Here is a 10,434-nt window from a genome sequence, read left to right on the forward strand (position 1 = left end):
ATCGTCGAGCCCGCTCACCCGCTCCTCGCACCACGCCGGCGACGATTTCGCAAGGCTGAAGGCGGTAAGAGCCTCGCGAAAGAGCCATTGAACCGACGCCAGCCTTAGCCGGCTCAAGTTGCCGGCAGGGGGCAATCCTTACTCGTCGTCCGCCAGAAGCTTTTCGCCAGCAGCCGCTTCCAGCATGGCCGCACGGGCTTCAGGTAGATCCGGCATTGTCCAGTTCGGTTCTACTCCGAGGAAGCGGTCGAGAAACGCGATGGCGTAGGCCGGCATCTCGTGCGTGTTTTCTCGGAACGACCACCAAGTGCGCAGGTCATCGACACAGTCCGACAGATGGAGCGGCTCGCCGAGTTCCTGCAGGTGAACGACGCTGACGGCACTGATGCAAAAATTGGTGTAGAGGAAGCCTTCCGGCCAGAAGGCGATCGTTTCAGGCAGATCGCCGGCGTTCACGGGAAGTCGCACGGCGGCGGGATCGGCCTTGATCAGCTCCCGGAGCATCAGGCCGCCCGAGAACTTGATGAAATCGGCTCGGTTCACATTCGCCAAGCGCTTTTTTTGCTCAATGGTTTCAACCCAATCAACGAAAACCTTTGCAAGCACTTCTTCGTTGAAGGTGGTTTCCAAGCGGTAGCGTTTATCGAGTGCCTTTACACATGAGGCGAATGTCCGGCGGAACCACCTGAGCTGGCGTAGCCGATGACCGAAATCCGGCAGTGCACTCATCTCGCTCTGTGTGAGGATTTCCATCCTGGCACCTATATCCGCAATATTGCTCTGAAGTCCCTACGGCGAAGCAGATCGGCGATTACTATTGGAAACTTCGGAAGAGACCTCATCCGTACAAATATCTCATTTCCAAGTCAATTGTTCCGCTCTCGGTTCACGCCAGATGACCGAGAAGAACGGCAAATGTCGCGGCAAGAGGCTCCCTCGGTTTCTCCACCTTCAAGTGTCCCTCGATGGTTTCTAGACGGGTGCTTGCCAGCAGCAACGCGTCCTCAACCAGCGACGAGGCTTCTTCCTCCGGGAGACGTCCTTTGTTTGCCAGGCCGAAGAGGAGAGCAAGCGCGACATACTGTTTCAGGACCAATGGCATCCCGGCATCCTCGCGAACATCAACCAAGGGATTGCACCGCACCAGTGCCACCAGCAGTTCGGCGCACCGCTCCTCGGTGCGTGCGGACATGGTGCAGCGTCTTACCATGTCCGCCTGAATATCCGCGACCCGACCTTTCAGGATAAGCTGGTTGGACCGCGCGATAGCGGCAATGGCCTTGAGGCCTTTGTAGATATCCTCCTGCAAGGCGCCCGATTGATGGGCAGCGTAGTCTTCCAGCGGCAGGAAACCCCGAAACGCGCCCGCGGAGGGGCGCACAGTGGTTTCGACTGCACTCATGACGCTGTCCACGGCACGGAAAGTCTTGCCCAGCAGGCGGTCGAATTGGGGCAAAGCTTCAGGGAGGGCCGGTGGCGCAAGGTGCGGTCGTTGCGCATCCGATCCGAGCATTCGCACCAGATAACGCACGCCGCGCAGCTGATCCCCAACGCTCTGCTTCAGATCCTTCCCAACAGACGACGACATGAACACGCTCCTCCGATTCAGCTTTCGATATTATGAAATCGTCATGCCGCGAGAATGACACGTTTGCAGAGTTGCGTCGATTTCATTCTGCCGGCGTTCTGCGTCCCAGCCCAGCGTATCCGCGGCAATCTCTGCTGCTTCGGCCACGACGGCGGCTGAAAGGCGGCCGGACAGGGCGATGTCGGTGCGCCGGAACAGAAGGTCAGTCAACCGGCCAACGCATTCATTGCGGCAAATCCAGGCGAGCTCGAAACGGCCATAAGCTGGAATTGAAACCAGCCTCGTCTGATTGTTTTCGGCCCCGATCAACGTTGCCCGCGTCCCGTAACGATGAAGGAGATCGGTCGCCGTTTGAAGCGAGCCCGTGACCTTTGAGAGGTCGTCGGCAAATCGAGTGATACCCGCGTCGTTCATTGGGAAACCCCGTCCCCCGCCGATGGGCAGCTCCTGCGTCGAACGCAATCGGGCACGGCCCAGGAGACGAAGCACAAGATCCGCTGCCTCTTCGGAGAAGCCGCGGTAGGTCGTCCACTTTCCGCCGATAAGAGAGAGCACGGGTGTGTTCGCGCCCGGGATCACATCTCGGACGATCGAGTGATCGCGGCTGACGGCGCCGGGATCGACGCCTTCGGTCCGTGGCAGCGGGCGAACGCCGCAATAGGTCATCACGATTTCGTCCTGCCGTATCTCGATGTCTGGGAAAACCTCACGTGTCACGTGGGAAAGGTATTGGCGCTCTGCGTCGTCGCAGACCGCAAGGTCGGGATCCTGGACGGGAATGTCGGTCGAGCCGACAAGGACATTGCCCATGAAGGGGTAGAGTAGGTTGACGCGTCCGTCCGCGGAGCCAAAATAGACCATCCGGCCGCCGAGCGCCTCGTGGAGCCTCTGGTTGCGAACGATCAGGTGCGAACCCTTGTTGCCGCCCATATGCTGCGAGACGATGCCGAGCTTGTCGTTGACGGCATCGATCCAAGCGCCGCCGGCATTGATCACGATGTCTGCGGTCACGGCGACGCTTCGACTGGACAGTCCGTCCGTCAGTGTTATGCCACCGCTGCCGTTTCCTGAAACCGAGACGTAGTTGAGTGCCCTGGACTCTGGATTGTCCTGAATGCCATCGAGGAGAAGCTCGAGGCCCAGCCGCTCCGCATGCGTGATGCGTCCTTCATAGTAGATTCCGCTGGCAACAGCTCTCTTTGTCAACTCGGGCATGACAGACGCCATCGAGCGTCGCAGAAGCATGCGGTGATTGGGCATTGTGCGGAAATGCCGCCCGAAGAGATCGTAGAGCCTCAACCCGATTTCGGTGATGATCGCGCCGCGGTCGTTCAACGTCGCCTTCAGTCGAAAGAACCGTTTGATCGACGGAACGATCCCGCCGAACCACGAATAGACCGGTAGTACGGTCTCGAGGGGTTTGACGTAATGCGGTGCGTTCTTCAGGAGTAGGTTGCGCTCCATGGCGGATTGGCGAACGAGCCGGAATTCGCCGGTCTCCAGATATTTGATGCCACCATGGATGAGACGCGACGGGGCAGCGCTCGCGCCCGAGCAGAAGTCGTTCTTGTCGATCAGCAGGCAGTCGATACCCTGGGCGGCCAAATCACGGAACAGGCCACATCCATTGATGCCGCCGCCGATGATCAGCACCGGATAGTGTGACCTTACCGTATCCAAGCGGGACGCATCCATCGTCATGGATTGACGACAGCGACCTTTACGGCGCTACCCTTTTCGGCGGTTTCGAGTGCCGCCCCGATGTCCTTCAGCTCGAAGCGGTGCGTCAGCATCGAATCGACTTCGATCTGGCCGGCGGCGATCATGTCGAGGGATTTTTCGAACTGGAGGCGGTTGAGCCCGAACGAGCCGGTGACGACGAGTTCGTTGTAGTGGATGAGATTGACATCCATCGTGGCCATGTCGGTAGACGAAAAGCCGGCGAACAGACTGATTTTTCCGCGGTGACGAACGAGCGAAAGTGCGTCGTTTGCAAGCTTCGTCACGCCGATCGCCACGATAAGCTTGTCCGCTCCCAGCCCCTTCGTGTGCTGGCGCACGATTGAATTCAGGTCCTCGTTGACGGGATCCACGACGATGTCTGCGCCCGCCGCGATTGCCGCCTCGCGTCGTGAAGCGCTTGGCTCGCTGACGATGATTTTCGCGGCGCCGGAGTGACGTGCAAGCTTTACGTGAAGCAGTCCGATCGGGCCGGAGCCCAGGATGACGACGCTATCGCCGACTTCGACGCTGATCTTTTCCTGACCATTGAGAACGCATGAAAGCGGTTCGACGAGCGCTGCCTTTTCCCAACTCAGGTTCGCGGGAATCTTGAACACATTGTGCGCTTCGACCGCCCTTGCGGGAATTCGAATGTATTCGGCAAACGCACCGTCGATCTCGTATCCAATGGCGGTCAGGTTTTGACAGATGTTCTCATAGCCGCGCTTGCAGTAGTCGCAATAGCCGCAAGGGATGGCAGGGCATACCGCAACGGCATCACCGCAGGAGAAATTGCTGTGGCCGCCATTCTCGACGACTTCGCCAGCGAATTCGTGCCCGAGGATTGAGGGATAGCGCACGCCGGCTGTTTTCCGCCCGCGGAAGATGCGGATATCGGTGCCACACACGGTTGCCGCCTTGATGCGAATGAGGAGGTCGCCGGTGGAAAGCACCGGATCGGCAACCGTTTGGAAGAGCAGTTCGTTTGGCGCTTTGAGCAAGCCCGCTTTCATGGGATCCTCCCGTAAATGTTGCACATATGTGATATTGAAAATGCAAATATGCAAGACAAAACGGCAGATGCGCCGAAAATTTCTTGGATTTGACTGCGTTTATGGGTTGAACGAAGGCCTTCTCGATCTTTGCATTTACATTTTTTATAATTAAAACATCCTATTATGAGGGCGACGGTTCAGCAGCCGGCGAAAATGGTTGACAATCACTCACGTTGGTGAACATTTAGATTTGTCTGAATATAAATGTTCTTTTGTTCAGGCTTGGGAGGAGAGTGTTGCTGCGCGCTTTTCGGCGGGTTAACCCGCCGTGGGGGATTGGGAGGCGTCGAGGGCGCCGGATCGAATGCAGCGCCGATTTTCTTCGATTTCTGGGAACTCACGCCGCAGCAGCGGCGGTTAAAAGTTTCAACTGGGAGGTTAGAATGAAACTGTACAAACTTCTTATCAGCGCAGGTGTAATGTCGATCGTCGCAGGGGCCGGCGCCTACGCGCAGAGCCAGCAGGACCTCATCAAGCCTATCGACAAAGAGCTGACATTCGTCTTCATCCCGAAGGTCATTCACCCCTGGTATGACGTTGTTGCCGAGGGCAGCAAGTTTGCTGCCGAAGAATTTGCGAAGTCCGGTATCAAGGTCAATGTTATCTGGGATCAGCCGCCGCAGGCGGACGTCGCTGACCAGAACCAGCGCATCGAAACTAACATCGGCCGCAAGCCGGACGGTCTCGCCGTCGCGTGCCTCGATCGGGCAACGAATGTCCAGCTTCTGACGGAGGCCAAGGCGGCCGGCGTCAACGTCATGACGTTCAATTCCTTCTGCGATGAAAAGTTTCCCTTCGTCGGCCCCAAGAGCAGCTACCAGGATGGCTACGACCTCGGCGAATTTCTTGCCAAGCACCTGAACGGCAAGGGCAAGGTCGGCATTCTCGCCGGCAGCCTTACCGCGTCTGACCATGTTGAACGCATTCAGGGCTTCAAGAAGGCGCTTGAAAGCCATCCCGGCATGCAGATCGTGTTCGAACAACCCGACAACGATATCCTCGAAGAAGCGGTTACGCTGACCGAAAATGCGCTTCAGGCGAACCCGGACATCGCCGGCATCTTCGGTTCGAATGCGTCGAACCCAATCGGCGCAGCCCGTGCCGTGAAGAATGCAGGCTTCGCCGGCAAGATCGCGATCGTCGGCATGGACGATCTTCCGGAAGCCGTCGATGCCGTCTGCGATGGCACGATCACCGCGCTCAAGGCTCAGCGCCAGTGGGACATGGGCTACTGGACCGTGAAGTACCTCGTCGCCGCAAACGAGAACCACACGATCCCGATGTTCCACGACACCGGCTCACGCTTCATCACAAAGGAAGATTGCAAGTAAACCCCAATATGGCGGAGCGTGCATGGCGCGCTCCGCTCCGGAGACGCCGTTATGGCAAAGTACATCTTTGAGGCCAGGGACATCTGCAAGTCGTATGGCGTCGTCCATGCGCTCAAGGGCGTTTCGATCGGCATCGGCGAGGGCGAGGTCCACGCTATAATCGGCGAAAACGGAGCTGGCAAAAGCACGCTGATGAGTATCTTCTGCGGCAAGCTCAGGCCAACGTCGGGAACGCTTCATCGCAACGGCGAACAGGTTTCGTTCGGCCGTCCGCTCGACGCGCAGAAGGCCGGCATCAGCATCGCGCCGCAGGAAATCAACCTGGTGCCCGACCTCACGGTCGCCGAAAACATCATGCTGGGCGCTCATGAGACGTCCGCAATAGCGATCAATTGGAAAAAGACGTGGGAGCAGGCAATCCAGCATCTGCTCGAGATCGACGAGTCCATCGACGCGAGGAGCAAGGTTTTCAGGCTGAGCAAAGCGCAGCAGCAACTGGTGCAAATCGCCCGGGCCGCCGCGACCTCCGCACGCATCCTCATCCTCGACGAACCGACGGCGACCCTGACCTCGCGCGAAACGGACAAGCTTTTCGATTATATTCGACGCTTCCGGGCCGGCGGTGGCGCGGTATTCTATATTTCCCATCGCCTGGACGAAATCCTCGAACTCTCCGACACGATCGCCGTGCTGCGCGATGGCGCCTATGTCGGTGAACTTGATCCCAAAGCGACGACCAAGGACGAAATGGTGCGGCAGATGGCCGGGCGCGTGGTCGGCCGTGGCAACCCGGCGCCTCATGTCGGTATCGAGAAGCGTGATGTCGTCCTCAAGGTCGATGGCCTGACGCGTCTTGGCGAATTCGAGAATGTAAGCTTCGAAGTGCATCGTGGAGAAATCCTTGGTGTTTCCGGGCTTGTCGGTGCCGGCCGTACCGAGGTGGCAAAGTGCATTTTCGGCCTGACTCAGGCCGATGCCGGCACGGTCGAGCTGTTCGGTGAGCCCTTCGCGAACCGCAGCCCCCTAGACTGTATCGCCAAGGGTCTCGTTTACCTGCCGGAAGAGCGCAAGCAGGAGGGCATATTCCCGCTGCTCAGCATCACAGAGAACATGAGCATGCCGTCGCTCGATCGGTTCGGGGGCGTGTTGCACATGCGCACGTCCGATATGTTGCGCGAAGTCGATGGCTTCATCCAAAGGCTTCGCATCAAGCTCTCGTCGCCCTCCGATCCGATCACGAGCCTCAGCGGTGGCAATCAGCAGAAGGTCATCATCGGACGCTGGCTGATGCGCAATGCCCGCGTACTGATCATGGATGAGCCCACGCGTGGCATCGACGTTGCCGCGAAATTCGAAATTCAGGCCGAGCTGCGGCGCTTTACCGACAAGGAAGGGCTTTCGATCGTCTTCATCTCTTCGGAACTCGAAGAGGTTCTCGACGTGTCCGACCGCATCGTCGTGATGCACGAAGGCAAAGTGAAGGGAATCCCGACCGCAGCAAGCGCAACGCAGGAATCGCTCCTGCAGCTTGCCATGAGCTAGGCACCGGAAGGTCACAACCAATGACAAACGACATCACCGTTACCTCCACCCCTGCCCGGACGAAGCGTTCGGGGCCATTAACGCGGTTCTGGCAGTGGGAAGCCAGCGGCATTCTCGTCGCTCTCATCGCTCTGATGGTGGTCCTTTCCTTTGCAACGGACAATTTCCTGTCGACCTACAACATGTCGGTCGTCGCACGCCAGGCGGCATTCGTCGGCCTGGTGGCCCTGGGGCAGACACTGGTGCTGCTCGTTGGTGGCATCGACCTTTCCGTCGGGGCGGCGGCCGGCCTTTCCGCGATCGTCGGATCCCTGCTGCTCACCATGTTCGGTGTCCATCCCTACATGGTCATCCCGCTCACCATGATCTTCGGCATGTGCCTTGGCTTCGTGAACGGGTTCTTTGTCGCCGGCTTGCGTCTCAATCCATTCATCGTGACGCTTGCGACCTGGGAAATCTTTGCGGGTCTGACGATGGTTATCACCAAAGGTTATCCCATTCGACCACTGGGGGAGACGTTCGGCGTCTTCGGCAAGGGAGAGATCCTCTCCGTCCCGATCCCCGTGCTTGTCTTCATTGCCTCCGGTATCGTTCTCATCTGGCTGCTTACTCAAACCAAATTCGGCCGCAACATCTTTGCCGTCGGCGGCAACCGGGATGCGGCGGTACTCGTCGGCATCCGCGCGAAGTTTGTCGAGTTCATGGTGTTCGGGCTTGCCGGAATGTTTGCGGCTCTCGCGGGTATCCTGTTTGCAAGCCGCATGGATGCGGGGCAGCCGTCGGTCGGCGAGGGCTGGCTGATGGGTGCGATCACCGCGGCTATTCTAGGCGGCACCAGCCTGCGTGGCGGGCAGGGGTCCATTGTCGGCACTATGCTCGGCGCCATGCTCCTGACCGTGCTCGCCAATGGCACCGTGCTTCTGAATGTCTCCGGCTTCTGGCAGCGTGTCATCGTCGGGGGCGTCGTTCTGATCGCCGTGCTGGTCGACCTCTTCCGCCGCCGCAGCTAACGAGCCAAAACGTTGTTTTCCGACTTGTGGCAATCGAATGCGCCGTCATTTATAGGCAGACTGGAACAATTTCGAACAGAGAGTGTGAAAGTAGTGTCTGATCTCAATGATGATCTGCGGACCAGGGCGGCCTGGCTCTACTACAAGGAAGGGTTGACTCAGGATCAGGTCGCCCAAGAGCTTGGCATGACACGCACGCGGGTGCTCCGCATGCTGGCCGCCGCCCGGTTGGACGGAACCGTGCAGATCCGCGTTCTTTCGAAACACAGCCATTGTGTGGAACTGGAGCGCGAACTGGAGCGGAAGTTCAAACTGGAACGTGCGATCGTCGTGCCGGTGCCTCAGAAGCCGGACATGGTTCCGGAAATCATCGGCACGGTACTCGGGGAGTATCTGACGGACCTGTTGAGCGGAAACATGACGATAGGGCTGGGATGGGGCAAGACGCTGAGCTCATGTCTTCCGTCCATCCCGCAGCAGCAGCATGCCGGTGTTTCGGTCGTCTCCTTGCTGGGTGGGCTGACGAGGGTCAGCACGTTCAATCCATCCGAGTTTGCCTGGCGTCTCGGCGACAGGCTCTCGGCGGAAAGCTATCTCATCGCGGCACCCGTCTTCGCGCCGGACGCGCGAACGCGTGAAGCATTGCTTACGCATCCGGGCATCCGGGAGGTGTTTCGGCGTTCGGAGAACCTGGATGTGGCTATTGTCAGCGTCGGCGACCTTTCGCCGACATCGACTTTCGTGAGCTACGGCCTGCTCGAAAAGGAAGAAATGGTATCGTTGCAACGGGCCGGCGCCATTGGCGACATCCTTTGCCGGTTCATCGACGCCGACGGTCAGATTGTAGACCATGACGTCAACCGCCGGGTTGTTGCCGTCGACCCTCGGGCGTTGCGGACATCACGCAAGATCGTGCTTGCATCGGGTGGTTGGCACAAACTGGCCGTGTTCAGGGCCGCGATGAAACTACTCTCTCCGCATGTGATCCTGACGGACGAGCAGGTGGGAGAGAGGTTGCTCGACGGCTAGCGCGCCGGGCGGGAGGGGTTCGAAATTTCAATTTAGGCCATGTGGCGACCCGGGTGGATTGCCGCAAGGGAGAGTTGTGCACGCAAATCTGAAGTGAAAGCAGCGCAAAGCGCTCACTTTCAGGAGGAGAAACATTATGACCTACGACTATACCTCTATCGGTTTCTACACCTTCGATTGCCTGGGGCGCCCTGTCACCGAGATCCCGCCCGGTGGAAGCACCTATTTCATTGAGGAATTGACGATGGCCGTATCCGGCGCTGCCGGCGCGGCGGCCGTTGTCGCCGCGAAGTACGGGATGAAGGTTCTTGCCGTCGGAGGCATCGGCGATGATCTGATGGGGGACTGGGTCATTCGCCGCATGGCACAGTTCGGCATCGATACATCCATGATGCAGCTCTGCCCGGGTGTCGGGACGTCATCGTCCATCGTGACCACCCGCCCGGATGGACAGCGACCGGCATTACACATGCGCGGCGCCACCGGCGCTTTCGTGATTGCCGAAGACGACTATGACAAGGTTCTCGATGCAAAGGTCGTCCATATGGGCGGGACCGGTCTCATGGACAGGATGGACGGTGAGCGGAGCTTCCGCTTGATGGCAGAAGCTAAACGGCGCGGTAGTGTCACGACCCTCGACGTTTTTGCGGCGGATAGGAAGGACATGGCGAATGTTGCCGGCCTCCTGCCTTATACCGACTATTTCATCCCTTCGATCGAGGAGGCGCAGGCCCTCTCCGGCCTGAAGACGAAGGAGGACATCGGGCGCTATTTTAATGATCTCGGAGTGCAATGCACCGTGATGACGATGGGCGAGCATGGCGCATATTATCATCATGTCGATGGCACCCGCTTCCACATGCCGGCCTTCGACATCGACGTCATCTGCACTTGCGGTTGCGGAGACGCCTTCAATGCGGGATTCACAGCCGGCATTATCAATGGCCTCAACCCTGAAGAAACGACCCGGCTTGGTCAGGCCTCGTCTGCCCTGAATGCGTCCGGTCTCGGGAGCCAGGCTGGTATCGTCGATCTTGAGAGTACATTGGCGTTTCTGGAGCGTGCGCAGGTTAAGAAGCCTCACGCAGCATAAATCCATTGGGCGATGTCACGTTGTTTCATCAATGATAAAGCAAGGTGTGTGTCTGAGAAATCAG

General features: G+C 58.6%; 9 protein-coding genes. 5 read left to right on the top strand and 4 right to left on the bottom strand.

From position 1 onward, the window contains the following. Positions 1-138: 138 nt before the first annotated feature. The 4 genes from GR158_RS24810 to GR158_RS24825 all read right to left on the bottom strand — a co-directional run bounded on the left by GR158_RS24810 (position 139) and on the right by GR158_RS24825 (position 4,323). Positions 139-753, bottom strand: coding sequence for a hypothetical protein (locus GR158_RS24810; RefSeq protein WP_134653009.1), 615 nt, complete (start codon positions 751-753; stop codon positions 139-141). A gap of 133 nt (positions 754-886) precedes the next feature. Next, complete coding sequence (locus GR158_RS24815; protein ID WP_160873022.1) at positions 887-1,588, bottom strand: hypothetical protein; 702 nt, start codon at positions 1,586-1,588, stop codon at positions 887-889. A 30-nt stretch (positions 1,589-1,618) separates the two neighbouring features. Further along, positions 1,619-3,289, bottom strand: coding sequence for a glycerol-3-phosphate dehydrogenase/oxidase (locus GR158_RS24820; RefSeq protein WP_160873023.1), 1,671 nt, complete (start codon positions 3,287-3,289; stop codon positions 1,619-1,621). Beyond that, entirely contained in the window at positions 3,286-4,323 is a 1,038-nt protein-coding gene (locus tag GR158_RS24825) for a zinc-dependent dehydrogenase (RefSeq protein WP_160873024.1), read from the bottom strand. The genes GR158_RS24820 and GR158_RS24825 overlap by 4 nt, the downstream gene beginning before the upstream one ends. A gap of 275 nt (positions 4,324-4,598) precedes the next feature. Between GR158_RS24825 and GR158_RS24830 the strand changes: the two genes are divergently transcribed. The 5 genes from GR158_RS24830 (at position 4,599) to GR158_RS24850 (ending at position 10,370) form a co-directional block, all read left to right on the top strand. After that, complete coding sequence (locus GR158_RS24830; protein ID WP_371731792.1) at positions 4,599-5,696, top strand: substrate-binding domain-containing protein; 1,098 nt, start codon at positions 4,599-4,601, stop codon at positions 5,694-5,696. A 51-nt stretch (positions 5,697-5,747) separates the two neighbouring features. Beyond that, complete coding sequence (locus GR158_RS24835; RefSeq protein ID WP_160873025.1) at positions 5,748-7,238, top strand: sugar ABC transporter ATP-binding protein; 1,491 nt, start codon at positions 5,748-5,750, stop codon at positions 7,236-7,238. Positions 7,239-7,258: 20 nt separating this feature from the next. Continuing rightward, entirely contained in the window at positions 7,259-8,248 is a 990-nt protein-coding gene (locus GR158_RS24840; protein ID WP_160873026.1) for an ABC transporter permease, read from the top strand. Positions 8,249-8,341: 93 nt separating this feature from the next. Then, complete coding sequence (locus GR158_RS24845; protein ID WP_371731793.1) at positions 8,342-9,277, top strand: sugar-binding transcriptional regulator; 936 nt, start codon at positions 8,342-8,344, stop codon at positions 9,275-9,277. 136 nt (positions 9,278-9,413) lie between these two features. Next, complete coding sequence (locus tag GR158_RS24850; RefSeq protein ID WP_134652992.1) at positions 9,414-10,370, top strand: carbohydrate kinase family protein; 957 nt, start codon at positions 9,414-9,416, stop codon at positions 10,368-10,370. The last annotated feature ends 64 nt before the right edge of the window (positions 10,371-10,434 follow it).

Origin of the sequence: Shinella sp. AETb1-6, assembly GCF_009826875.1 — a bacterium.
In the GTDB taxonomy this organism is placed as follows: domain Bacteria; phylum Pseudomonadota; class Alphaproteobacteria; order Rhizobiales; family Rhizobiaceae; genus Shinella; species Shinella sumterensis.

What these genes read in the sequence shown, in the direction of transcription:
- GR158_RS24825 (WP_160873024.1), bottom strand. Translation starts at nt 4,323, where the DNA reads ATGAAAGCGGGCTTGCTCAAAGCGCCAAACGAACTGCTCTTCCAAACG.
- GR158_RS24810 (WP_134653009.1), bottom strand. Translation starts at nt 753, where the DNA reads ATGGAAATCCTCACACAGAGCGAGATGAGTGCACTGCCGGATTTCGGT.
- GR158_RS24835 (WP_160873025.1), top strand. Translation starts at nt 5,748, where the DNA reads ATGGCAAAGTACATCTTTGAGGCCAGGGACATCTGCAAGTCGTATGGC.
- GR158_RS24850 (WP_134652992.1), top strand. Translation starts at nt 9,414, where the DNA reads ATGACCTACGACTATACCTCTATCGGTTTCTACACCTTCGATTGCCTG.
- GR158_RS24840 (WP_160873026.1), top strand. Translation starts at nt 7,259, where the DNA reads ATGACAAACGACATCACCGTTACCTCCACCCCTGCCCGGACGAAGCGT.
- GR158_RS24815 (WP_160873022.1), bottom strand. Translation starts at nt 1,588, where the DNA reads ATGTCGTCGTCTGTTGGGAAGGATCTGAAGCAGAGCGTTGGGGATCAG.
- GR158_RS24820 (WP_160873023.1), bottom strand. Translation starts at nt 3,289, where the DNA reads ATGACGATGGATGCGTCCCGCTTGGATACGGTAAGGTCACACTATCCG.